This is a genomic window from Prochlorococcus marinus str. MIT 9201, from assembly GCF_000759955.1.
Classification (GTDB): Bacteria; Cyanobacteriota; Cyanobacteriia; order PCC-6307; family Cyanobiaceae; genus Prochlorococcus_A; species Prochlorococcus_A marinus_G.
In genome coordinates this window covers 39,508-61,811 of sequence record NZ_JNAL01000009.1, presented here as the reverse complement: position 1 = coordinate 61,811, position 22,304 = coordinate 39,508, and the positions used below count along the sequence as shown (strand labels likewise).

The following is a 22,304-nucleotide window of genomic DNA, read 5'->3' as shown; positions in this document are numbered from 1 at the left end:
GGTTTTGGATGGTTAATAAGATCTGTGCATAGATGGAGTGCATCAATGATGGTTTTGATGTTAATCCTTCATGTCTTTAGGGTTTATCTTACAGGAGGTTTTAAAAGGCCAAGAGAATTGACTTGGGTTACAGGCGTTGTAATGGCAGTTATAACTGTTGCTTTTGGAGTGACAGGATACTCCCTGCCTTGGGACCAGGTAGGTTATTGGGCAGTTAAGATCGTTTCAGGTGTCCCAGCTGCAATACCAATAATTGGTGACTTCATGGTTGAACTACTCAGAGGTGGAGAAAGTGTGGGACAGTCCACTTTAACCAGATTTTACAGTCTTCATACTTTTGTATTGCCATGGTCATTAGCAGTTTTCATGTTGATGCACTTTTTAATGATTCGTAAACAGGGTATTTCAGGTCCTTTATAAACCCTTATACTTAAAACATCACCAGTTCCCAAATATGTCTACCTTAAAAAAGCCTGATCTCTCTGATCCAAAATTAAGAGCAAAGTTAGCAAAAGGTATGGGCCATAACTACTATGGTGAACCAGCCTGGCCGAATGATTTACTATATATCTTCCCTGTAGTTATTTTAGGAACCATTGCCTGTGTAGTTGGATTAGCAGTTCTTGATCCTGCAATGTTGGGAGATAAAGCTAATCCCTTCGCAACACCCTTGGAAATACTTCCTGAATGGTACCTTTATCCTGTTTTTCAAATACTTAGGGTTGTTCCTAATAAACTTTTGGGTATTGCACTTCAAACATTAATTCCATTGGGATTAATGATTTTACCCTTTATCGAAAACGTTAATAAATTTTCCAATCCATTCAGAAGGCCAATAGCAATGTCTGTTTTCTTATTCGGAACTTTTCTAACAATCTATCTTGGTATTGGTGCATGTCTGCCAATTGATAAGTCATTAACCTTAGGACTTTTTTAGTCTCAAATTTTAAACATATCTAGATCGTTATACTCATTTCTTAAAAAATGATTCATTAATAAAAATCCAACAATTGTCCAAGTTTGATATGTTCTTGATTGTTGCCCAACCCAAGTGCCTGTTGGACCATCAAAATATTCTGCCCATTCTTGCTTGGGCAATTGATTAAGCTGACACCAATATGATTCCTCTATTAAAGATTTCATTTCTTCCATGAGAATCACATCGTCCGAACCATAATGCTTTTGATGCAATAGGACAGCTGTACCAAAAAACCAAAGTAAACTTGGCCAATGTCCTCCATTATGGTAACTCCAAGGCCAATTTTTCGGATCTGATCCAGTTTTATTTTGCCATTCTTCGACATCCATATGAGGATGACAAATTCTCATAGGCATTTGAGCCATTAAATGCTGTCTGTTATGTAAAACCAATCTAAATAAAGCTCTTTGTTCTTCAGGAGGCAGTACTCCGAACATACATGCTAAAGAATTGCCTAAACTATAAAATCTAAAGTCAGGTCTACCTGTCCTAATGTTCCCTATTAAATAACCACCTCTGTTCTCTAGCCAATCTTGAAGCCATGAAGGGACAACTTGAGGTTGAACGTTAAACTCATTAAAATGTTGATCATCTCCATATTGCTCAGTTGGCCTTCTTCTTAAAACTTGCATTGTTTGGCTGGTAACCCAGTAATGTTTCAAGAGAAAGCTTCCTAAATCCTTCACCCATTGATTGGTAAGAATAAGTCTTTGATCTAATAATCTACTTACATGATCTGCTCTACTTAATTCCATTAATTTTATACAGCTTTTTAAGCATCCATGAAGTAAAACTTCAACTTCCAGAGGGGCTCCCCATACATCCATAGGCCTATCAATCATAAATGCGCAATCCGGAACAAAAAGTACAGGGGTGCCCTCAAATGTTGGATGAAGAACTAGATCTAGTAGGAGTTGAATACCTCTCTGAACGCTTTGACTTTTTCCAAAGGCATAATCACCACTTTTGTTGACATAATACCAACATAAAATTGGCCACCATAAGCTTGCATCTGCTGAAGTAATTCTTCCAATAGATCTTTGACCATAGTCACCAATTAGCTTTCCATTCTCTTCTACGAAACTGGTTGGAAATACTCCACGGGTTTGATAGTTAGTGCTTTGTAATTCAAGACATACACTCAAAAACCTCTTAACAATTTCATATCTTTTCTGAGTTATGAGGTAGATCATTACAGGAACATTATCTCTTAAAAAAATTTCCCCATAATTTAACTTTTTATTTTTTGTTGGGTGTTCTAGTGCAGCCACACTGCCGACAAGTTCGCCTGAAATTTCAACTAAAGTCTTTTCGAAGTGTTTTTTTGCATTTGTTACAATTTTCTCCTCATCAGAACTTGGCCTTACTCTTAAATTTTTTTGACTAAATCTTTCTGCCATTTCATTTATATCCCTTTATTTAAGCCTAGTTGTTAAAAGAGACTTTGAACAAATAAAAAAATTAATAAAAAAATTATGTATTAATGGTTGCATAATTACGGTCAAATGGTTTAATATTTTCTTCTGGGCAAAAATATATTTTTTTGCATAATTCAATCAAATACCTTAAATCTGTTTTTTGGTAAATGAGTGATTATTTTGGAAATTTGATTTCGATCAATTTTTTCAGCCAGAAGAAGGGTTTCCCTTCGAAATGAGTTACGCACTTGTTGTTTAACTCTGCACCTAGAAAATTTAAAAACTTAGGAACTGATGCTTTTATTGCGTCAAAACTTTATCAAATCTATATTTGATAATTTTGAGATGTATTTGCAATAAAGGTGTGAGGTCCCGTCAAGAATATATAAATTGTTTTCAATTGCTAACTTTTAGTTTTTTGAAAACCAACGGATCTGAGATCTTGGAAAGTCACTTTGAAATATTTTTAATGTGCACTCAAAGTAATCCTTAATTTTTTAAGGAGGCTGAACCTAAATAACTTAAGTCAATCTTATTTTTATTTGGAGAATGCAATTCATATTGAGTAGATTTATCTACAAAAGGATTTGAACAAAACGGAGAGTTTGATCCTGGCTCAGGATGAACGCTGGCGGCGTGCTTAACACATGCAAGTCGAACGAACCTTCGGGTTAGTGGCGGACGGGTGAGTAACGCGTGAGAATCTGCCCTCAGGAGGGGGATAACGGTTGGAAACGACCGCTAATACCCCATATGCCTATTGGTGAAATGAATTTCGCCTGAGGATGAGCTCGCGTCTGATTAGCTTGTTGGTGAGGTAATGGCTCACCAAGGCTTCGATCAGTAGCTGGTCTGAGAGGATGATCAGCCACACTGGGACTGAGACACGGCCCAGACTCCTACGGGAGGCAGCAGTGGGGAATTTTCCGCAATGGGCGAAAGCCTGACGGAGCAACGCCGCGTGAGGGACGAAGGCCTCTGGGCTGTAAACCTCTTTTCTCAAGGAAGAAGATATGACGGTACTTGAGGAATAAGCCACGGCTAATTCCGTGCCAGCAGCCGCGGTAATACGGGAGTGGCAAGCGTTATCCGGAATTATTGGGCGTAAAGCGTCCGCAGGCGGCTTTTCAAGTCTGCTGTTAAAACGTGGAGCTTAACTCCATCATGGCAGTGGAAACTGAAAGGCTTGAGTATGGTAGGGGCAGAGGGAATTCCCGGTGTAGCGGTGAAATGCGTAGATATCGGGAAGAACACCAGTGGCGAAGGCGCTCTGCTGGGCCATTACTGACGCTCATGGACGAAAGCCAGGGGAGCGAAAGGGATTAGATACCCCTGTAGTCCTGGCCGTAAACGATGAACACTAGGTGTCGGGGGAATCGACCCCTTCGGTGTCGTAGCTAACGCGTTAAGTGTTCCGCCTGGGGAGTACGCACGCAAGTGTGAAACTCAAAGGAATTGACGGGGGCCCGCACAAGCGGTGGAGTATGTGGTTTAATTCGATGCAACGCGAAGAACCTTACCAGGGTTTGACATCCTGCGAACCTCTTAGAAATTTGAGGGTGCCTTCGGGAATGCAGTGACAGGTGGTGCATGGCTGTCGTCAGCTCGTGTCGTGAGATGTTGGGTTAAGTCCCGCAACGAGCGCAACCCACGTTTTTAGTTGCCAGCATTTAGTTGGGCACTCTAGAAAGACCGCCGGTGATAAACCGGAGGAAGGTGTGGATGACGTCAAGTCATCATGCCCCTTACACCCTGGGCTACACACGTACTACAATGCTACGGACAAAGGGCAGCAAACTCGCGAGAGCTAGCAAATCCCATAAACCGTGGCTCAGTTCAGATCGTAGGCTGCAACTCGCCTACGTGAAGTAGGAATCGCTAGTAATCGCAGGTCAGCATACTGCGGTGAATACGTTCCCGGGCCTTGTACACACCGCCCGTCACACCATGGAAGTTGGCCATGCCCGAAGTCGTTACTCCAACCCTTGTGGAGGAGGACGCCGAAGGTGGGGCTAATGACTGGGGTGAAGTCGTAACAAGGTAGCCGTACCGGAAGGTGCGGCTGGATCACCTCCTAACAGGGAGACAACAAAATGTTTAATATTATTATTTTGTCACCTTAGGTCGATCGGTATCTCACATCCTCAATATTATTAAGGATTTCATTTCCTAAGTTTTTCTAGGTCACACCCATTTTTCCTGGGCCATTAGCTCAGGTGGTTAGAGCGCACCCCTGATAAGGGTGAGGTCCCTGGTTCAAGTCCAGGATGGCCCATATCTCTATGTTGGGGGTATAGCTCAGTTGGTAGAGCGCCTGCTTTGCAAGCAGGATGTCAGCGGTTCGAGTCCGCTTACCTCCACTGATTACCACCTCTTCCATAATCAGTAAGAAGGAAAAATTTCTGAGTTGTGACCAAATTCTGAACGAATCTAGCTTCCTAATGAAATCATTAAGATGCTGGACTCATTGAATTAATTTCATTGTTTTCAGAGAACCTTGACAACTGCATAGATTATTTTTTAAAGACAATAAGCATCTTTAATGATGCAGATTTATTATTTGTGCGAATGCATTAATAACAATTCTATTAAGCTGATGCTTCAATTTTTGAAGTTATTGGTCAAGCTACAAAGGGCTCACGGAGGATACCTAGGCACACAGAGGCGATGAAGGACGTGGTTACCTGCGATAAGTCTCGGGGAGTTGGAAGCACACTTTGATCCGGGAATTTCCGAATGGGGCAACCCCATGTACGGCCAACTGAATATATAGGTTGGTGCGAGCTAACCCAGCGAACTGAAACATCTTAGTAGCTGGAGGAAGAGAAAGTAAATAACGACTCCCTCAGTAGCGGCGAGCGAACGGGGAACAGCCCAAACCGATAGTCTTGACTATCGGGGTTGTGGGACAGCAATATGGATCAACAAGTCTAGAAGAAACGTTTGAATGGCGTGCCACAGAGGGTGAAAGCCCCGTAATCGAAAGATAAGTTGACCTAGCTGTATCCCGAGTAGCACGGAGCACGTGGAATTCCGTGTGAATCTGCGAGGACCACCTCGTAAGGCTAAGTACTACTGTGTGACCGATAGTGAAACAGTACCGCGAGGGAAAGGTGAAAAGAACCCCGGGAGGGGAGTGAAATAGAACATGAAACCGTGAGCTTACAAGCAATGGGAGCCCGACTAATCGGGTGACCGTGTGCCTGTTGAAGAATGAGCCGGCGACTTATAGGCACTGGCGGGTTAAACCGGAAATGGTGGAGCCACAGCGAAAGCGAGTCTTAATAGGGCGTTTGTCAGTGTTTATAGACCCGAACCCTGGTGATCTAACCATGGCCAGGATGAAGCTTGGGTGATACCAAGTGGAGGTCCGAACCGACTGAAGTTGAAAATTCAGCGGATGAGCTGTGGTTAGGGGTGAAATGCCAATCGAACCAGGAGCTAGCTGGTTCTCCCCGAAATACGTTGAGGCGTAGCGTCTAGTGCTCCAGCAGGGGGGTAAAGCAACCATTTCGGTGCGGGCTGCGAAAGCGGTACCAAATCGATATGAACTCTGAATACCCTGTGTGTAACTAGGCAGTCAGACTGTGGGGGATAAGCTCCATAGTCAAGAGGGAAACAGCCCAGACCGCCAGCTAAGGTCCCAAAATTAACGCTAAGTGATAAAGGAGGTGGAATTGCCCAGACAACCAGGAGGTTTGCCTAGAAGCAGCCATCCTCAAAGGAGTGCGTAATAGCTCACTGGTCGAGCGATTCTGCGCCGAAAATGAACGGGGCTAAGCGTTATACCGAAGCTGCGGATAAATTTATTTATGGTAGGGGAGCGTTCTATGTAGGGTGAAGCGTTAGCGTAAGCGGACGTGGACAGCATAGAAGTGAGAATGTCGGCTTGAGTAGCGAAAACATGGGTGAGAATCCCATGCCCCGAAACCCTAAGGGTTCCTCCGGCAGGCTCGTCCGCGGAGGGTTAGTCTGGACCTAAGGCGAGGCCGAAAGGCGTAGTCGATGGATAACAGGTCAATATTCCTGTACCAGTTATGTTTTGAGAAGGGGGACGGAGAAGGCTAACCAGGCCAGATGTTGGTTACTGGTTCAAGCGTTCGAGGCTTTGAGAGATGGAGAAAACATCTTGAGCTAAGGCGTGAGTACGAGCTGCTACGGCAGCGAAGTTGGTGATGTCATGCTTCCAAGAAAAGCCCTATACTCGTTAAGACATAAATGCCAGTACCCGAAACCGACACAGGTGGGGTGGTAGAGAATACCGAGGGGCGCGAGATAACTCTCTCTAAGGAACTCGGCAAAATGGCCCCGTAACTTCGGGAGAAGGGGTGCCAGCGAGAGCTGGTCGCAGTGAAGAGGCGCAAGCGACTGTTTACCAAAAACACAGGTCTCCGCTAAGTCGCAAGACGATGTATGGGGGCTGACACCTGCCCAGTGCCGGAAGGTTAAGGAAGCTGGTTAGCTTTTAGTGAAGCTGGCGACTGAAGCCCCGGTGAACGGCGGCCGTAACTATAACGGTCCTAAGGTAGCGAAATTCCTTGTCGGGTAAGTTCCGACCCGCACGAAAGGTGTAACGATTTGCGCGCTGTCTCGGAGAGAGGCTCGGCGAAATAGAATTGTCTGTGAAGATGCGGACTACATACACCCGGACAGAAAGACCCTATGAAGCTTTACTGTAGTTTGATATTGTGCTCGGGCTCTGAATGCGCAGAATAGGTGGGAGACATTGAAATAGTGCTTGTGGGTACTATTGAGTCATCGGTGAGATACCACTCTTTTAGAGCTAGGGTTCTAACGCTTACCCGTTATCCGGGAAGCGGACAGTATCTGATGGGCAGTTTGACTGGGGCGGTCGCCTCCTAAAAGGTAACGGAGGCGCACAAAGGTTCCCTCAGGCTGGTTGGAAATCAGTCGTTGAGTGCAAAAGCAGAAGGGAGCTTGACTGTGAGACCTACAAGTCGAACAGGGACGAAAGTCGGTTTTAGTGATCCGACGGTTCTGCGTGGAAGGGCCGTCGCTCAACGGATAAAAGTTACTCTAGGGATAACAGGCTGATCTCCCCCAAGAGTTCACATCGACGGGGAGGTTTGGCACCTCGATGTCGGCTCATCGCAACCTGGGGCTGAAGTCGGTCCCAAGGGTTGGGCTGTTCGCCCATTAAAGCGGTACGCGAGCTGGGTTCAGAACGTCGTGAGACAGTTCGGTCCATATCCGGTGTATGCGCAGGAATATTGAGAGGATTTCTCCCTAGTACGAGAGGACCGGGAGGAACGCACCTCTGGTGTGCCAGTTATCGTGCCAACGGTAAACGCTGGGTAGCCATGTGCGGAGTGGATAACCGCTGAAAGCATCTAAGTGGGAAGCCCACCTCAAGATGAGTATTGCCATGGCTTAAGCCAGTAAGGTCACGGGAAGAACACCCGTCGATAGGCTCTACGTGGAAGCTTGGTAACAAGTGCAGCGGAGGAGTACTAATAGACCGAGGGCTTGACCAAATAAACTTAATTTATTGTTTTTAATTTATATATTTTCTATGCAGTTCTCAAGGTTCATACTATCCTGGTGTTCATGGCGATGTGGAACCACTCCGATCCATCTCGAACTCGGTTGTGAAACGCATCAGCGGCGAAAATATTTAGGGGGTAGCCCCTTGAGAAAATAGCTCAATGCCAGGTAAAATATTTAAAAGGGTTTACTCTTACGAGTAAGCCCTTTTTTATTTTTGGCACTTAGGACACCAATGGGTACTTCTTCCAGTAATTTTTTCCCTTTCAATTAAATTTCCACATTTACGACATTCTTTACCAGTTCTCCTATAGACATTTGTCTGTAAACCAAAATTTCCGTTCTCTCCTTCCAAATCCCGAAAATCGCTAAATGTAGTCCCCCCAGAGCCTATACTTTTTTTTAAAACAGTCACGATTGATTCTTTAAGCTTAATTAACTCATTCTTTTTGATTGTTCGAGCTTCCCTAAAAGGCGAGATGCCAGCAGAGTATAAACTTTCATCAGCATAAATATTACCTATACCTGCCACTATTGTTTGATCTAATAAAATAGCTTTTATAGATTTAGTTCGTTTTGAAATAACTTTCTTAAGGTAAATTTCATCAAAGTCTTTAGAAAATGGTTCTGGTCCTAATGAACCTAATCCTTTGATTATTTTGTTTGGCGATAGATCCTCCTTGATCCACCACATTTGACCAAAACTTCTTACGTCAATGTATCTAAGTTCATTATTTTTATCATCGAAAACTCTTATTCTTGTATGTTTACAGGGCTGAGCAGAATTATTAATAAATTTGAAATATCCAGTCATTCTTAAATGAACTACAAGAAATCCGTTATTTTTTGAGAATTTTTGTAGAGGAAATCTTACATTTTCATTTTCTAATTTTTTTAGTTGAGCTATTAAATATTTTCCTCTTCTATCCCATTTATAAATAAGTGAATTCAGAAGTCCTTCAATGAATTCCTCTTTGTTTTTTGGGAATGCAACAGTTGAATCCCTACAAACTTCTACTTTTTTAATAATAAAGTTATTAAGTTTTTGTTCTAAACCTCTGCGAACTGTTTCTACTTCAGGTAATTCAGGCAATTATTTAAGCTTTTTCTAATTCACTTTCTGCAAACATATTTGTAGTTGCCCCTTCAGCAGTTCCACTAATTCCTGCATAATTACATTTATCAAATCTAACAGTGCAATTATATTTAATACCTGTTTTATCAATAGAAGCAACTTTACCTATTTCGTTGTACCAGTATGATTCTGGTCTTTTTATTCTTACGAAATCGCCTCTTGAAATAGCCATTACCATTAATTTAACTTTTTGTAGAATAACTCATCATTAATATTCTTAGACAAATTATTCACACATATTAATTAAAAGTTTTAACAAAAATCATTTATTAAGTTATTTTCGAACTCTTCTTTAGCAGGCTTACTTCCCATCCATTTTCTGCCAGGTATTCTTACATCTAATTCATTTGCATCACAATTGATTGAAAGAATCAGTTTTTTATTTTCTTGATTTAGTACGTTTAAAACTTTTCTACCTTTAATATCTTTATATGATTTACTCTGGATTATTATAGGACCATAAATTTTTTTATCTAAATCAATTAATTCATTATTTTTCTTATTTTCAGTTGTTTCATGATTCTCTGAATTAATGATGTTCTTTTTTCTTATAAAGAGTTTCTGACCAACTTTTATTGAATCAGGATTGTTGAGATTATTAATCTCTATAAGATCGATTACTTTTAAATTATATTTGTTTGATATCTCAGTCAGATTTTCACCAGTTTGAACAATATGATAATTTTTTATTAAATCTGATTGTTTTGTAAGATTTTCAGTAGATTCGGAGATAATAAGATTTTGGCCAACAAATATATAATTTTCGTCTTTTAAGTTATTCAATTTAATGATTAAATCTTTATTTATTGAATATAATTTTGAAATACTTGATAATGTATCTCCACTTTTTACAATATGAATTATTTTTATTTCAGTTTTTTCTTCAGTAGTTGATTCTTTTCTAGCAATATTCTCAATTTTATTTTTTGCTGAGAATATCTTTTCTTCTGATTTTATCAATGACTGATTAAAGAAATTAATAAATATGGCAATTACTAAAAATGCAAATTTCATAAAACTCACTATTTATTTAAAGATAATCTTTAAATTTAAAATCGCTAGGTATTTGAAAACAATTTAAGTAATTTAAACCTGAAAAATAAACTTTAAAAATTTTTTTACTCTTTCGTAGGGAGGATACCTCAGATTTAAATCAAATAAAAAACCTTTAAAAGTAATAGATTTTTGATTTGAAAAATTTCGAAATCCTTCTTCTCCATGAAATTTACCAATACCACTTTGCCCAACGCCACCAAAAGGTAAATTTGGAATAAGGACTGGTAACATTACATCATTTATACATATTGTTCCTGAGCTGGTTACTTTTGAAATATAATTGTGGATTTTTTTATTGCCTCCAAATAAGTAGATTGCTAATGGTTTTGATGCTTGACTAATTTCTTTTAAAGCTGAATCCTTATCATTGAATCCAATTACTGGAAGTAGTGAACTGAATAGTTCTTTCTGCAAAATAGCTGTTTCATTTAACTTAGTTCTCAAAATTGTAGGAGATATTTTCAAACTTTTTTTACTAAAAGTGCCCCCAAATAAAATTCTTTTTTCTTTTTTAAATTGTTTGAGAATTTCTATAGTTGATGTAAATTGCTTTTTCTCTAATTTTGATAAGTTTTCGGAAATAATTGGATTATCTCCGTAAAAACTTACAATGCATTTCTTTAATTTTTCTATAAAAATATTTTCAATTTCTTTATCTACAAAGATATGATTCGGAGCCATGCAGGATTGACCAGAATTAAAAAATTTGCCCCAAACAATTCTCTTAGTAGCTACTTCTAAATTTGCATTCTTGAAAATAATTACAGGATTTGTTCCGCTTAACTCAAGAGTTAATGGAGTTAAGTTTTTTGAAGCTAATTTCATTATGGATTTTCCAGTTTCAGTACTTCCTGTAAAAAATATATGGTCAAAATTCTGTTCAATTAATTTTATGGATTGTTTATAGTCACCCTCTACTGTCATTAGTACATCTTTACGGAAATATTTGGAAGTAAGCTTTTTAATAAGCTTTGAGGTATTAGGACATTTTTCTGATGGTTTTATGACTGCAGTATTTCCTGCTGAGAAAATATTTACCAATGGTTTTAAAACATAAAGTAATGGATAGTTATAAGGACCAAGAATTAAAACACACCCAAGAGGTTCATAAATAACTTTGGAGGATGATGGAAATAGATAAAAAGGTGTATTAATCTTTTTTGGTCGCATCCAAGAATTAAGTTTCTTTTTTATTAGTGAAATTTCTTCTTTCACTAATAGGATTTCTGAAAGCCCTTCAATTTCAGATTTACCTAGATCAACAAAAAGTGATTTTATGATCTCTTTTTTATTTTCATCCAAAAGTTTAGAAACTATGTTTATATGTTGGATCCGCCATTTTATATCTTCCGTTTTACCAGTGAGAACTGTATTTTTTAACTTTTTAATGTCTTCTAAATGAAATTTATCAGAAATTTTCATTTTATTCCTACTTAATATTATTAAATATATCAGAGGATAAATTGTAAATAACTAAGGTTTTAAGCCACTTAAATCAAATTGAATGATTTATGAGAAATAATCAAAATTTATTAATATTGTCTTTAAAAATTCAAATTTTTCTCGGTTAGTATATTTTTATGAGGGAAAAATTTTCAATTAGATTGATATCTATAAATGAAATACCAGAGGTCACAAACTGGGCAAGATTAGAAGGATTTTCTCCTGGAATGGATGACGTGTCAATTTATAGAAATACAGATAAACAAGGGGTATGGGTAGCCTGCCTCGACGATAATCCTATAGGTTCTATTGCGTGTATAAAATATAATTCTTCGTATGGTTTTATAGGTTTATTTATCGTTAAAAAAGAATTCCGAAATAATGGATTTGGAGTGAGATTATGGAAACATGCCCTCGAATATTTAAAAAATGTTGATTGTATTGGTCTTGAGGCTGCCCCAGATAGATTGAATGATTACTCAAATTGGGGATTTAGAAAATCTTCCATTACAAATCGATGGAAATTAAATGGATCTAAAGATTTGCCATTGAGAAATTTCTATAAAGATCAATTTCATTCTTTTAAAGTTGTCCCAGGTAATAAAATTTCCTCTGAAGCGGTCTTAATTTATGATGATCAAAGAGAACCTAGTCCCAGACCACATTTTCTAAATGACTGGTTGAGAAATTCTCATGGTAATGTCAGTGCAATTGTCGATAATAATGGGATGTGCCATGGATTTGGCAGGATAAGACCTTGTGTATTGGAGGATAATGAACAAGGCTGGAGAATCGGACCTCTTTTAGCGGATACTCCACCACTTGCTGAACTATTGATAAGGGAGTTAGTTGGTGATTTAGATTCCCAAATCTTATTAGATTGCTCTAATCTGAATCCTTATGCAAATTATCTTTTGTCAAGCTTGGGATTCGAAGAAATATCAAAAACTTACAGAATGTATAAAGGCATTCAACCTCCCTGTCCAATGAATCAAGTATACGGACTTGCCTGCTTGGAACTGGGGTGATTTTCTTTAAAGGATCAATTTTACCTTTTGTTTCTGTATTACTGAAAGAAGTTTGTTTGATTATCCATAAGCTTAACTTTCAGAAGGTTTCAAAATTTTTTCTACAATATCCGCGTTGATTATAGTGATTTCTCCATTATCAATATTTGCAACTTGAAACAAGGTCCATGAATTTGGATTTCTGGCTCCTCCAATACAGTCGATAACTTGACCGACCCAATAATTTTTATTCTTTTCATTGGGATTTTCGCAATTTTCTTTTTTAATTGCGACATAATCACCAGGCCTAACGAAAAGAAACTCAGGAGTTGCTGAGCTCACAATAAATAGTTTATAGTATATACGTACTATAGTAAGTTATTAGTTTTGTTGCCGAACTTTGAATTAGTTAGCAAACTAGGGGTAATTCAAAAATAAAATGGAATCAACTGAAATTGCTATATTTTCAACATTATTAGGGTTAATTTTAGCTTTAACTGACGCTTATATAGAAAGAAATATTCCTGGATAATACTTCCAATTCATTTCTTAAATCAAATAAGATTTAAGCTGGTCTAATATGTCAGCACGATTAGAAACTAATTTTGTAAAAACTAAATATATCAACCCTCCCATCGCGAGTCTTCCATTAATTTTCTCTAGTTGCTTTAGTTTTCTCAACAGATTGATTTACAGTTAAACAAAACTTAGAGGGTATAGAAAATAAAAAAGTATTGATTGCTTCAAAATTAAAAAAAAAATTTATAAAATTATAGGAATATTAATTTCAAACACGAATTAAATTTAAAGCCAAGCCTCTTTCATCTCAAGATATAGCCTCTCGCTCTCTGCAGAATTAATTTTGCTGTCTGAATAGGATTGTTGTTGCTGCTGCTGCTGCTGCTGAGTTGAGTTATTGTTAGAATTTTGAACTTCGCTCATTTTAAAACATAAATATTTGTGTTTATTCTCTCATATTTAGAGCTTTTTTTGTCAACTTAAATTCTTAAATTTTTTTTAAATTTTCTATGTTTTTAATTTTCCTGTTTTGAGTGAAGTTATTTCGCTACAGTAGTTTTGGCATATAGGAATTTAACTTCCCAATATACAATTCCTAGGAAGATAGCACTTGCAATAATAATTTCAGAAATAGCTAACATTTTATTTTTCAATACTAATTTAATTTTGGTATCAGTTTACACAGAATGCAATAGGTACTAATTACATTTAAGATTTTAAAAAATCCTATTTAATAAAATAACGCGGCGGAATAATATAAAATTTTAAGATAGATACATATTATTTTCGTGGGAAATTTCATAAATTCAATAACTCTCATACCTTTAATACCTTTAATAACCTCTTTATTTATTTTTGTTTTACTAATAAGTTTTAACAGGACACTTAACAGGTTAACAAAGCCAGTTACTGCACTGGTTGCATTATCTTTATTAAGTTCTGCTTTTATAAGCTCAATTGACTATTTTAAGAAGATAGAAGAAGAATTAGTTTTATCTGAAGTTCTCAAATTTTTTGAAGAAAAAAATTTAGTTATACATCTCAATTTAGTAAACGAAAAGATTATAATTTTTTTCTCATTAATAATGATATTAATTATTGGAATATCTTTTTATAAATTGCCTAGAAAAAAAGGCTATGTCTCATTCATGATTAGCCTAGGATTAATATCTTCTTCGGTGATGCTCTCAATATTGCTATTAGATTTCTCAGCACTAATCTAAATTGTAGTAAGCATTGACAAAGCCTCGTTAAGTTCTTGGACATGATTTAACTCATCTTGAGCAATTTCTTTTATTTTTTGATCATTTGGATTATCTATTAAATATTTGGAATAAGTTTCAAATGCATGCTCTTCTATTTTAATGTTGACATCATAAGCATTAGTTGGAGAGAAGAAATAATAAAAAACCATGATCCAGTAATAGACAAGCACGAGGTGCCTCGCAAAAAATCTATCAATCCAGAACTTATCTCCTCCTCTTTTCTCCATTTCTTTAAGGTGTTCAGTTTCGTTAATAGCTTGATAAAAATGTTCTTTCATTAAAATCATTGTTTTTTCATTTTTAATTCCTAGGGATTCTTTAAAATGCAGAACTGAAAGAAATGCAAAATAAGGTGATCTAGCTATTACTTCTAAAACCCAAAATCTTTGTAAAGATCTCCCAGAATATAGGAAGTCTAGGAAGTTAACGGTACTATTCAAAATCAAAGAATTTAGTTTCTTCATAAACTTTGCTTTTTCTTAAGTATAATTACTCAGCCGCTTGATGGCTATAATATATTTATCTAATTAACCAAAAATTAATATTTATAGTCTAAAAATCGTTACTTCCATTGAAATATTTTTTTTTCATGCATTAATTGGATAGATAAAAATTTTATATGACAACTACTGAAAAAATTGCAAATGCTAAAAAGAGGATTGATGAATTAGAAAGACTTATAAAATATTGGAATGATTCAGACCATGATGAGGCAAAAATAGTAAATTTTTCAAGGAACATTGAAAATGAAGTTGCTTAGATTGTGATTATTAAGGCTTATTAATTTTTATCTACCTAAAGTGTTTAAATATCTTTGAAGTTTCGAATATTGTTTAATTTTTAAATAGAGCAATTAAACCTATTTTCAAAAACGCTAAGGAAGAAATAATCTAAAAGAAAAATCTGTATGAAAACCTTTTCAAAAAAATATTTAGTTCCAATTAAATTTATACCATGGGTTTTTTGGGTATTTATATCTTTTGTGAGTATATATTTGTGTAAGATAGCCTGGTTAAATTGAATAATTAATGAATTTAGCTTCTCCGTAGCCAACCAGGAGCACCGCCAAACCAATCCGATATATCATCTTCATTTGGGTTGAAATGATTTTCTTTATCCAGTCCATCTATCCCAAATGATTGTAAGAGGTTATCAATCCCCCCATCATTTTTTATACCATTCCTTCTAAAGCTGTTAGCTTTTTTCAGCCAAAGAGAAATTGTCGAATTATGGCGCGCAAATTTCTCAACATATATCCTTTCTTCTAATGTAATTGATTTATCTTGAGCAATTCTTTTAATTATTCCTTGGATCTTGAGTCTTTTTGAATTACTAAGAAGCATTTTTTAATTTATTCATTATTCTTTTTATAGGAGGGATTTTTTAAAATATCTTGTCAATGTTAATTTCAACAAATTCACTATTTTGAAAGGTTTTTAGCAAGAAAAGTTTTAAGACACTAAAAAAAGGGATTAATTAGTAATGTATGATACTTTGTTTCATTTATGAAACTTATAAATTCCAAAAATTAGATAAAAAATTCAATCCAATCTCAAAGGCGTTCAAAAATTGAGACAATCGGAGAGGCTTGTTGCATTATAGTAAATATGTACTATTATTAGTACAGATGTATTATTAAGATATGAAAGTGATTTTATCTTCTCCTTATGCCCCTTTTAATTCAAAAGAGTGGAATTCTTTAGTAAGCAAAAATGCGAAGTTTGAAAATACTCCAATAAAGATTCAAAAAAAGATTTATAAAACTTTTACCCTAAAAAAGATTGAAAAAGATCAACTTTTGCATGAGAAGAATAGATTACATAAGCAAATGCAAATTGTATTCGCATAAAAAAATTTCAACTAACAATCTTTTTTTGAATATTATTTTACGAGATCCAATTTTTTGTTAGATTAGTAGAAATATAAGTAGGATTTAATTTGGCTGTAGATCGAGAACTTTTAAAAGAAGTTACCCAAGAACTTTGGAATACTGTAAAAAAATTAAGACCAGAAATTGATCGGCAAACTCGACTTCAATTAGTTTTAAAGGCCTTATTAACAATTGGAGATTTGCCAGATCAAATGCAGGCAGCCATGGTAGTGGGTGTTTGCGCAGAAATGGATAAGAGTGATGTTGATAATATTGAAACTAATTCACAAACCAAAGAATCAAGCGGAGTTGATACTTCTACAGGAAGAAAAGTAGTTAGAAGAAGTTCAGCTAAATAAACTTCAAAACGATCATCCTTTAATTTTCTTTGATTCGTTTTTGTTAAGTCGATTGAATAAGTAATATGAAATTACAAGTAAGAGAGGAACGAATATTGAATGTAAGGTCATCATTAATTCTGTTTGGCCCATTCCTATAAGATTTGACTCGCTTGGAAGTTGTTCTGACCAAGTGCCAACTAAATGCCAGGCTTGAGGAATTGATAAGAAAAACATATAAGAGCTATAAGTTTAGTTTATGTTCAAATAAAGATTATCATTATTAAACTTTTTTGCTCTCTTTATTCTTATTTCTTAACTATGAATTTGTAGAGTTTTATAAGAACTCGTTTCATAAATTTATTTTTTTAAGAAGTGTTTTAAATTCTTTTTTACCAATAATTTTTTCAGCTGCGTAAGCACCGCTTGCTGAAACAGCTGGAATTCCAATACCGGGAAATGTACTTGCACCGCAAGTAAATAAATTTTTTACTGGAGTTTTGCATCCTGGGAAAAGACCTTTTGCTGCAGATAATGCAGGGCCGTAACTACCGCAATAGGTATTAGTAAATTTTTTATGGGTAATCGGGGTCCCTAACATCTTTATATCAATCCTTTCATCTATGTCAGGGATGAATTTTCGCACTGCATTAAGGAATATTGAGCATCTTTCTTCTTTCAAATTTCTGTATGCTAATTCCTTTGGATTTAGGTTTTCCCAAATTTCCCAAGGTTCATTTGCTGGAGTATATCCATGAAGAACATGCTTCCCTTTTGGGGCCATATTTTTATCTAAAACAGATGGGATTGAAAATACAGCTATATTTCTTTCTGCGGTTATACCTTTTTCCCAATCATCAACATGTATTGCATGTATTGGTAAATCTTCAAGACCATCAGCATCAAAACCTAGATGTATATGAAGAAAAGAATCACATTTATTAGGGTTCAAGACTTTTGTCTTCCATTTTTTCGAAATTTCATTTGGAATTAACTTTTTTAAATTCCAAACATCAGTATTCGTGACAATAGATTCACAAGTATAGATTGAACCATTATTAAGAGTTATGCCTGTAGCTAGATTATTATTGAAGTTAATTGTTTTTACTCTCGAAGAGAGAATTAATTCTCCTCCATTCTTTTTAAATCCCTTAATTAAAGCTTTGACGATAGATTCACTACCTCCTTTAGGGTATTCTAGGTACGAATTTGGTTCAAACCATTCGTTAAATAAAGTAGCCATCGCTGCTGTATTTGTATCATGCATTGACATACCACTTATCAAAAAGCACAATAAATCAACCCAATTTCTAAGAAAGGGATCCTCTAGATGATTATTTACTAAATTCCCAAAACCCTTATTAATTTTTGGAATTTGCTTGATATTAGGTAAAAATTTTGAAGTTAAATTTATTAGATCTAAGAAATTTATTGATTCAGGAGAAAATGAGAGTAAAGGTATTTCATTTATTATTTGGCTAAGAGGTTTTATTCCGGAAATAAATGATTCCCATTCTTTAACAGATTTCTCACCTCTTAAAGTTTTTATTGTTTGTTTAAAGGGTTCTTCTCCTACATCGAGATTAAAATTGCCTTCTGGGACAATTACTTGCCAACCTTTGTATTGAAATAGTTCAACTTCTTCATCAAGTAATTTAAGAATTTGTCCTAAGGGATTAGTTGTCGGCCACTTGCTTATCCCACTCCATAGTGAGGGACCTGATTCGAATGTGTAGCCATGTCTTGTGAAACTGTGAGCGACTCCTCCGGGTTGGGTGTGAGCTTCGCATATGAGGACTTTTTTGCCTGATAAAGCTAGAATTGAACCGCAACATAACCCTCCTATTCCACTACCAATTATTACTACATCATATTTATCCATTAATTATTGACTTTTATCTTCTTTTAAAACTAATTAGTTTTAAACAAATGTATTAGTTGAAGTTGTAATACTTAGTACAACAGCTAGGAAAAAAATGTAAGGCACTACTTTTAAAGGTATGTATCCTTGACTTTTAGAAATGAAATCCATCAATTTAGTTACTTTATGTAAATATATTAACGAGATCTTGTTACTTATGTGTGCCAAAAAATTATTTTTTTAGAAATATAATGAAACAAAGAAATCTTTTAAGAGGGATTTAATCAATTAGAAACTTTTTTTTTGAAGTTATCTTATTATTTAAATCTTAGATAAAAATCTATTATGAGAGATTTCCCTGATATCAATGAGATAAAAATTTTAGAAAAAAATTCTCAAAAAAATGGTAGCGGAATAGTATATGATCAATTGCTAGGAATATGGAAGCTTAAATATGTATGGGGGAAGGAGTCAGATGAAATCAAAAATATACCCAGTTCGATTTTACAAGTATTGTCGGCTAGGCTCGAATTAACAAGTAAAAATAAAGAGGATCAAATAAATTATGAAATAAAAAATTCAATTAATTTGGGATTATTAAATATCACCTTTACAGGCAGTGCAAAATTAAAAGGGCTTAGACCATTATTGGCTTTTTATTTTGAAGAATTGAAAATTAGTATTAGTAGTTTTCCAATATTTAATAAGGAATTAAAAAAACCTGAAAATAAAAAAATGCCTTTTTTCTCACTTATTGGAATTAGCATTAAAGATAATTGGTTATGTGCTCGAGGCAGGGGTGGAGGGCTTGCAATATGGGTTAAGTCTTAATTTAGTGGTATTCTCCTGGATGCTCTACCTTTCTTACGGTAACTCTATCAACTTTTTGTCCATTAAATCTTAAGAGATCATCTCCTGAAAAGTCATAACCTAAGCTTTGACCTATTAAGGCTACATCATCCGCTGTAGAGGACGAAGTAACCCGTTTTTTTAAGTCTTCATCAGATTGCATCTTGATTAAAAATTTTCTTATTTCAGAAAAACTCATTATTAGAATTTGATTGATTGAAGTTAAAAAATTTATAAAAATCTTTTTCTTAGTAAGAACAAGATAAATAGATAATTATTATACTATTTTTATGACTTATTTATTCCTCTATATAATTGGCATAATTTTAATTTGGTGGACATATCGTGTTGGTTGGCTTGAGGCGCTCAAAACAGTAGTTAAAGTTATTGTCCCCTCTGCGCTTATTATTTTATTTAACATAAAAGCTGGAAGATTACTTTTTAAAAGTCCTATAGTAGGTTTATTAAGCGCTTTGCCTACCTCTATTTTTATTTTTAGAGGTTCGTTGCCTTTAGTTAGTTTTATAAATAACTGGATTGAAAAAAAAATAAGTAAGTATGATGATTCGGAAGTTATAGATACTGATTCTGTGCCTTTGGATGATTAATTTAATTCAATCAAAGCCAAGAAATAATTCTTTGTGTACAACAAGAACATCAAATAAAGTTGTTCCATGAATAGGACTTAATGGGATTTTGTCTATACTTAATGCCTCTGCGCAAATTAGATGAGCATCCCATTTTGTATCATGATCACTAACTTCAATTGACCACTTAATTACTTTATTGAAGTGATCTGGCATCTCTGAACCAATTTTTCTGCAAATTTGACATAGAACTGACAAAAGAGGAGGCTTTGATGGCCTTTTTAAATCCTTAATAAGACTTGGTTGTGTAAAAACGCTTGTATAGCGAATGTAGTCTATTAATTCATATTCTTCTTTTGAAAGAGCTGCTTTATCTAATGCTCTTTCAAATTCGTCTATGGGGGTTATGGGCCTTTCCAAGATATTAGTTGTTGTTGTTTTCTTTATTTGAAAAATTCTTGTTTTCTGAAACTATTTTTTCTTGATTAATTTCACTTTTTTGACTACTTTCTATAGATTTAGGAGATTCCTCTTCATTTTCTTCTTTCATGACTTGATCGATTTCATTTTGAAATTCATTCGAGGCTTTTTTAAGACTTTTTAAAGTTTTGCCAAGCTGTTTTCCTAATTCTGGAAGCTTTTTGGGACCAAAAATTAAAAGAGCTAAGATGAGTATTACAGTAACTTCAGGCAAACCTACACCAAAAATATTCATAGCTGATAACTATTTAATTTATGAGGAAATCTACTATTAAATATAGTCAAAACATGTAAAAATTTCATTCTTGGAATAGCTTTATTAATATTAAAAAATTTTTGAAAATATAATTGTTATTAATACCCCTTTAAAGAAAACTAACCAAAGTAGTTGATAATCACTCAATTTGAATTTTTTTTGATACCAATTTATAAGTGTTTTGTGTTTATCTATTAATCTTTTCATTTTCACTGAGATTATTTTTTATTATCACCTATTTTATCTGAATTTCTTTTATTATTGTTGTGTGAAATACCTTGATCAAACTCAAATTAGATATCCTATTAAATTTAAATCTTTTTCAAAATTAATTTTGTTTCTAAATTATTGAAACTAATCGCTAAATTTCTATAAAAAAATGAAGTACTTATTTGTCGTTTTTTACCTAATTTTTCTAATTTATCCAGCTGAAGCAGTTACTACAAAAATGTTTAAAGTATTGGATACTTGCGCAAGATATCGACTTGGCGAGATTAATGCTAACGAGGCAATAGAAAAACTAAAATTAAAATTAACTAAATCTTCTAATAATCAGCCAAAGAACTTAGTAAAAAAATATTGCTCAGTATTTACTCCAAATGAAAAAATTGAATTTTAATCTTATTAATAGGTATTTAATTATTCTTTTTTTGAATAAACTTTAGCTTTGTTGCGAATCTCTTTAACTTTTTTAAAATTAGTTATTTTTAAATTAAAAATAACTCCTAGAAAAAGAATAAGAAATAAAAAAATATAAATTATTAATTCCATAATATTGAATTAATAAATCTAACTTACATTATTTAAAGAATTTTTTAGTATCTTTTAAAACAAAAAAACTGACTTTAATATTCGTTATTTACTATGAAGGCCACAAAAAAAACATATAAACATCTAATATGAAGCTTTATAATAATTGTTGTGCAAATTGGAGATAAAATTCCAGAATTCTCTTTACTGGATCAAAATGGAGTTAAAAGATCAAATAAGGGATTAAAAAATCCCCTTGTTTTATTTTTTTATCCAAAAGATGATACGCCGGGTTGCACTATAGAAGTTTGCGGATTTAGAGATAAATATGACTTATTTAAAGTATTAGGTGCGCAAGTGTGGGGAGTAAGCAATGGAAGTACCTCAAGTCATTTGGCATTTGCCAATAAAAATAAATTACAATATCCACTACTTTGCGATACGAATGATTCTCTTAGGAAAACTTTTAAGGTTCCTAAAGTATTAGGTTTTATGGATGGTAGAGTAACTTATGTTATCGATCGAAAAGGTACAGTTAGGCATATCTTTAGGGATTTATTGAATGGTCCTGAACACATTAAAGAGGCTATTAGAGTACTTAAAGAAATTCAAAATCAATAAATTATTATTCACAGAATTCTAGATTTGTAAGTTTTTGTTTTATTATATTTTTAGCTTTTGTTTAATATATGAAAAAAATGGGAATGCAGGCTGTTGACCTTGCGATTCAAAATGGAGTCGATCTTGATGGTACTCCAATCCCACCAAAAATGCTAGATCTATATAACAGAATTATGGGTGAGGAGAATAAAAGACAAAGGAGTGGTGTTAAAAAATCAATGAGAAATAGATGCGTTAAAACTGGTTCTAAGCATTTTGATAAAGAAACATTGAATCAATTATTAATTGACTCAGGATGGGAAGGTCTCAAAGAAAAGGAAATTTTATTTTTTTATAACTGAAAAAATTAAATGATTTTTTAAATT

25 protein-coding genes, 2 tRNA genes, 3 rRNA genes and 1 pseudogene are annotated in these 22,304 nt (G+C 34.6%); 17 read left to right on the top strand and 14 right to left on the bottom strand.

Annotated elements, in window-relative coordinates; translation table 11 throughout:
* A pseudogene (gene petB, locus EU95_RS05510) lies at window positions 1-420 on the top strand (cytochrome b6); the annotation flags it as partial.
* Between the two features lie 34 nt (window positions 421-454).
* The gene (petD, locus tag EU95_RS05515; RefSeq protein ID WP_002808353.1) at window positions 455-937 is read left to right on the top strand and encodes a cytochrome b6-f complex subunit IV; all 483 of its coding nucleotides are present in this window, start codon (window positions 455-457) and stop codon (window positions 935-937) included.
* Window positions 938-939: 2 nt separating this feature from the next.
* Here the strand turns inward: petD and EU95_RS05520 are convergent, their stop codons facing one another.
* Complete coding sequence (locus EU95_RS05520) at window positions 940-2,379, bottom strand: glycoside hydrolase 100 family protein (RefSeq protein WP_032521919.1); 1,440 nt, start codon at window positions 2,377-2,379, stop codon at window positions 940-942.
* A gap of 611 nt (window positions 2,380-2,990) precedes the next feature.
* Between EU95_RS05520 and EU95_RS05525 the strand changes: the two genes are divergently transcribed.
* The 5 genes from EU95_RS05525 (at window position 2,991) to rrf (ending at window position 8,072) form a co-directional block, all read left to right on the top strand.
* Window positions 2,991-4,475 (top strand): 16S ribosomal RNA (locus EU95_RS05525).
* Window positions 4,476-4,598: 123 nt separating this feature from the next.
* A tRNA-Ile gene (locus tag EU95_RS05530) sits at window positions 4,599-4,672 on the top strand.
* A gap of 12 nt (window positions 4,673-4,684) precedes the next feature.
* A tRNA-Ala gene (locus tag EU95_RS05535) sits at window positions 4,685-4,757 on the top strand.
* A 259-nt stretch (window positions 4,758-5,016) separates the two neighbouring features.
* Window positions 5,017-7,892: ribosomal RNA gene (locus tag EU95_RS05540) — 23S ribosomal RNA — on the top strand.
* 63 nt (window positions 7,893-7,955) lie between these two features.
* Window positions 7,956-8,072, top strand: a 5S ribosomal RNA gene (rrf, locus tag EU95_RS05545).
* The 16S, 23S and 5S rRNA genes sit together here with 2 tRNA genes alongside, the layout of an rRNA operon.
* Window positions 8,073-8,113: 41 nt before the next feature.
* Here the strand turns inward: rrf and EU95_RS05550 are convergent.
* The 4 genes from EU95_RS05550 to EU95_RS05565 all read right to left on the bottom strand — a co-directional run bounded on the left by EU95_RS05550 (window position 8,114) and on the right by EU95_RS05565 (window position 11,515).
* Window positions 8,114-8,995, bottom strand: coding sequence for a DNA-formamidopyrimidine glycosylase (locus tag EU95_RS05550; protein WP_032521918.1), 882 nt, complete (start codon window positions 8,993-8,995; stop codon window positions 8,114-8,116).
* A gap of 4 nt (window positions 8,996-8,999) precedes the next feature.
* Entirely contained in the window at window positions 9,000-9,209 is a 210-nt protein-coding gene (locus tag EU95_RS05555; protein WP_032521927.1) for a photosystem I reaction center subunit IV, read from the bottom strand.
* Between the two features lie 80 nt (window positions 9,210-9,289).
* Window positions 9,290-10,051: a LysM peptidoglycan-binding domain-containing protein gene (locus EU95_RS05560; protein WP_032521917.1), complete on the bottom strand. Its 762-nt coding sequence runs from the start codon at window positions 10,049-10,051 to the stop codon at window positions 9,290-9,292.
* A gap of 72 nt (window positions 10,052-10,123) precedes the next feature.
* A complete protein-coding gene (locus EU95_RS05565) occupies window positions 10,124-11,515 on the bottom strand; it encodes an aldehyde dehydrogenase family protein (protein ID WP_032521915.1) in 1,392 nt (463 codons plus the stop codon).
* 158 nt (window positions 11,516-11,673) lie between these two features.
* On the opposite strand from EU95_RS05565, the gene EU95_RS05570 reads away from it, so the two are divergent.
* On the top strand, window positions 11,674-12,564 hold the full coding sequence (locus tag EU95_RS05570; protein WP_032521914.1) for a GNAT family N-acetyltransferase: 891 nt from the start codon (window positions 11,674-11,676) through the stop codon (window positions 12,562-12,564).
* Between the two features lie 72 nt (window positions 12,565-12,636).
* On the opposite strand, the gene EU95_RS05575 is transcribed toward EU95_RS05570, so the two are convergent.
* Window positions 12,637-12,885 (bottom strand): DUF3104 domain-containing protein, encoded by a 249-nt coding sequence (locus tag EU95_RS05575; RefSeq protein ID WP_032521913.1) that lies wholly within the window; start codon window positions 12,883-12,885, stop codon window positions 12,637-12,639.
* 462 nt (window positions 12,886-13,347) lie between these two features.
* Window positions 13,348-13,485, bottom strand: coding sequence for a hypothetical protein (locus EU95_RS09860; protein WP_193742460.1), 138 nt, complete (start codon window positions 13,483-13,485; stop codon window positions 13,348-13,350).
* A gap of 365 nt (window positions 13,486-13,850) precedes the next feature.
* On the opposite strand from EU95_RS09860, the gene EU95_RS05580 reads away from it, so the two are divergent.
* The gene (locus EU95_RS05580; protein WP_032521912.1) at window positions 13,851-14,285 is read left to right on the top strand and encodes a hypothetical protein; all 435 of its coding nucleotides are present in this window, start codon (window positions 13,851-13,853) and stop codon (window positions 14,283-14,285) included.
* Here the strand turns inward: EU95_RS05580 and EU95_RS05585 are convergent.
* Window positions 14,282-14,791: an alternative oxidase gene (locus tag EU95_RS05585; RefSeq protein ID WP_032521911.1), complete on the bottom strand. Its 510-nt coding sequence runs from the start codon at window positions 14,789-14,791 to the stop codon at window positions 14,282-14,284. The genes EU95_RS05580 and EU95_RS05585 overlap by 4 nt on opposite strands.
* Window positions 14,792-14,946: 155 nt before the next feature.
* Between EU95_RS05585 and EU95_RS09855 the strand changes: the two genes are divergently transcribed.
* The gene (locus EU95_RS09855) at window positions 14,947-15,087 is read left to right on the top strand and encodes a hypothetical protein (RefSeq protein ID WP_193742459.1); all 141 of its coding nucleotides are present in this window, start codon (window positions 14,947-14,949) and stop codon (window positions 15,085-15,087) included.
* A 274-nt stretch (window positions 15,088-15,361) separates the two neighbouring features.
* On the opposite strand, the gene EU95_RS05590 is transcribed toward EU95_RS09855, so the two are convergent.
* On the bottom strand, window positions 15,362-15,670 hold the full coding sequence (locus tag EU95_RS05590; protein ID WP_032521910.1) for a hypothetical protein: 309 nt from the start codon (window positions 15,668-15,670) through the stop codon (window positions 15,362-15,364).
* Window positions 15,671-15,969: 299 nt separating this feature from the next.
* Between EU95_RS05590 and EU95_RS05595 the strand changes: the two genes are divergently transcribed.
* Both EU95_RS05595 and EU95_RS05600 read left to right on the top strand, forming a co-directional pair.
* Window positions 15,970-16,176: a hypothetical protein gene (locus EU95_RS05595; protein ID WP_032521909.1), complete on the top strand. Its 207-nt coding sequence runs from the start codon at window positions 15,970-15,972 to the stop codon at window positions 16,174-16,176.
* Window positions 16,177-16,265: 89 nt separating this feature from the next.
* A complete protein-coding gene (locus EU95_RS05600; protein ID WP_032521908.1) occupies window positions 16,266-16,556 on the top strand; it encodes a TIGR03894 family protein in 291 nt (96 codons plus the stop codon).
* A gap of 12 nt (window positions 16,557-16,568) precedes the next feature.
* Here the strand turns inward: EU95_RS05600 and EU95_RS05605 are convergent, their stop codons facing one another.
* Both EU95_RS05605 and EU95_RS05610 read right to left on the bottom strand, forming a co-directional pair.
* Window positions 16,569-16,772, bottom strand: coding sequence for a hypothetical protein (locus EU95_RS05605; RefSeq protein WP_025931386.1), 204 nt, complete (start codon window positions 16,770-16,772; stop codon window positions 16,569-16,571).
* Between the two features lie 115 nt (window positions 16,773-16,887).
* Window positions 16,888-18,417: a phytoene desaturase family protein gene (locus tag EU95_RS05610; protein ID WP_032521907.1), complete on the bottom strand. Its 1,530-nt coding sequence runs from the start codon at window positions 18,415-18,417 to the stop codon at window positions 16,888-16,890.
* A gap of 324 nt (window positions 18,418-18,741) precedes the next feature.
* Here EU95_RS05610 and EU95_RS05615 point away from each other — a divergent pair, with 324 nt between their 5' ends.
* Window positions 18,742-19,227: a hypothetical protein gene (locus EU95_RS05615; RefSeq protein ID WP_032521906.1), complete on the top strand. Its 486-nt coding sequence runs from the start codon at window positions 18,742-18,744 to the stop codon at window positions 19,225-19,227.
* Between the two features lies 1 nt (window position 19,228).
* Here EU95_RS05615 and EU95_RS05620 read toward each other — a convergent pair whose 3' ends face one another.
* A complete protein-coding gene (locus tag EU95_RS05620) occupies window positions 19,229-19,444 on the bottom strand; it encodes a Nif11-like leader peptide family natural product precursor (RefSeq protein WP_032521905.1) in 216 nt (71 codons plus the stop codon).
* A gap of 91 nt (window positions 19,445-19,535) precedes the next feature.
* On the opposite strand from EU95_RS05620, the gene EU95_RS05625 reads away from it, so the two are divergent.
* Window positions 19,536-19,853, top strand: coding sequence for a hypothetical protein (locus tag EU95_RS05625; protein ID WP_032521904.1), 318 nt, complete (start codon window positions 19,536-19,538; stop codon window positions 19,851-19,853).
* A gap of 6 nt (window positions 19,854-19,859) precedes the next feature.
* Here the strand turns inward: EU95_RS05625 and EU95_RS0108855 are convergent, their stop codons facing one another.
* The gene (locus EU95_RS0108855) at window positions 19,860-20,252 is read right to left on the bottom strand and encodes a hypothetical protein (protein ID WP_032521903.1); all 393 of its coding nucleotides are present in this window, start codon (window positions 20,250-20,252) and stop codon (window positions 19,860-19,862) included.
* A 4-nt stretch (window positions 20,253-20,256) separates the two neighbouring features.
* Window positions 20,257-20,547, bottom strand: coding sequence for a TatA/E family twin arginine-targeting protein translocase (locus EU95_RS0108850; protein ID WP_032521902.1), 291 nt, complete (start codon window positions 20,545-20,547; stop codon window positions 20,257-20,259).
* A gap of 400 nt (window positions 20,548-20,947) precedes the next feature.
* Here EU95_RS0108850 and EU95_RS0108845 point away from each other — a divergent pair, with 400 nt between their 5' ends.
* The 3 genes from EU95_RS0108845 to EU95_RS05635 all read left to right on the top strand — a co-directional run bounded on the left by EU95_RS0108845 (window position 20,948) and on the right by EU95_RS05635 (window position 22,280).
* Window positions 20,948-21,187, top strand: coding sequence for a hypothetical protein (locus EU95_RS0108845; RefSeq protein ID WP_032521901.1), 240 nt, complete (start codon window positions 20,948-20,950; stop codon window positions 21,185-21,187).
* 302 nt (window positions 21,188-21,489) lie between these two features.
* Entirely contained in the window at window positions 21,490-21,939 is a 450-nt protein-coding gene (locus EU95_RS05630; RefSeq protein ID WP_012007141.1) for a peroxiredoxin, read from the top strand.
* 68 nt (window positions 21,940-22,007) lie between these two features.
* On the top strand, window positions 22,008-22,280 hold the full coding sequence (locus EU95_RS05635; protein ID WP_032521899.1) for a small RNA NsiR4-regulated ssr1528 family protein: 273 nt from the start codon (window positions 22,008-22,010) through the stop codon (window positions 22,278-22,280).
* The last annotated feature ends 24 nt before the right edge of the window (window positions 22,281-22,304 follow it).

Bases quoted from the DNA above. Each gene is read 5' to 3' on its own strand.
- petD (WP_002808353.1), top strand. From the start codon at position 455: ATGTCTACCTTAAAAAAGCCTGATCTCTCTGATCCAAAATTAAGAGCA.
- EU95_RS05520 (WP_032521919.1), bottom strand. From the start codon at position 2,379: ATGGCAGAAAGATTTAGTCAAAAAAATTTAAGAGTAAGGCCAAGTTCT.
- EU95_RS05555 (WP_032521927.1), bottom strand. From the start codon at position 9,209: ATGGCTATTTCAAGAGGCGATTTCGTAAGAATAAAAAGACCAGAATCA.
- EU95_RS05560 (WP_032521917.1), bottom strand. From the start codon at position 10,051: ATGAAATTTGCATTTTTAGTAATTGCCATATTTATTAATTTCTTTAAT.
- EU95_RS05565 (WP_032521915.1), bottom strand. From the start codon at position 11,515: ATGAAAATTTCTGATAAATTTCATTTAGAAGACATTAAAAAGTTAAAA.
- EU95_RS05570 (WP_032521914.1), top strand. From the start codon at position 11,674: ATGAGGGAAAAATTTTCAATTAGATTGATATCTATAAATGAAATACCA.
- EU95_RS09860 (WP_193742460.1), bottom strand. From the start codon at position 13,485: ATGAGCGAAGTTCAAAATTCTAACAATAACTCAACTCAGCAGCAGCAG.
- EU95_RS05585 (WP_032521911.1), bottom strand. From the start codon at position 14,791: ATGAAGAAACTAAATTCTTTGATTTTGAATAGTACCGTTAACTTCCTA.
- EU95_RS09855 (WP_193742459.1), top strand. From the start codon at position 14,947: ATGACAACTACTGAAAAAATTGCAAATGCTAAAAAGAGGATTGATGAA.
- EU95_RS05590 (WP_032521910.1), bottom strand. From the start codon at position 15,670: ATGCTTCTTAGTAATTCAAAAAGACTCAAGATCCAAGGAATAATTAAA.
- EU95_RS05595 (WP_032521909.1), top strand. From the start codon at position 15,970: ATGAAAGTGATTTTATCTTCTCCTTATGCCCCTTTTAATTCAAAAGAG.
- EU95_RS05605 (WP_025931386.1), bottom strand. From the start codon at position 16,772: ATGTTTTTCTTATCAATTCCTCAAGCCTGGCATTTAGTTGGCACTTGG.
- EU95_RS05610 (WP_032521907.1), bottom strand. From the start codon at position 18,417: ATGGATAAATATGATGTAGTAATAATTGGTAGTGGAATAGGAGGGTTA.
- EU95_RS05615 (WP_032521906.1), top strand. From the start codon at position 18,742: ATGAGAGATTTCCCTGATATCAATGAGATAAAAATTTTAGAAAAAAAT.
- EU95_RS05620 (WP_032521905.1), bottom strand. From the start codon at position 19,444: ATGAGTTTTTCTGAAATAAGAAAATTTTTAATCAAGATGCAATCTGAT.
- EU95_RS05625 (WP_032521904.1), top strand. From the start codon at position 19,536: ATGACTTATTTATTCCTCTATATAATTGGCATAATTTTAATTTGGTGG.
- EU95_RS0108850 (WP_032521902.1), bottom strand. From the start codon at position 20,547: ATGAATATTTTTGGTGTAGGTTTGCCTGAAGTTACTGTAATACTCATC.
- EU95_RS0108845 (WP_032521901.1), top strand. From the start codon at position 20,948: ATGAAGTACTTATTTGTCGTTTTTTACCTAATTTTTCTAATTTATCCA.
- EU95_RS05635 (WP_032521899.1), top strand. From the start codon at position 22,008: ATGAAAAAAATGGGAATGCAGGCTGTTGACCTTGCGATTCAAAATGGA.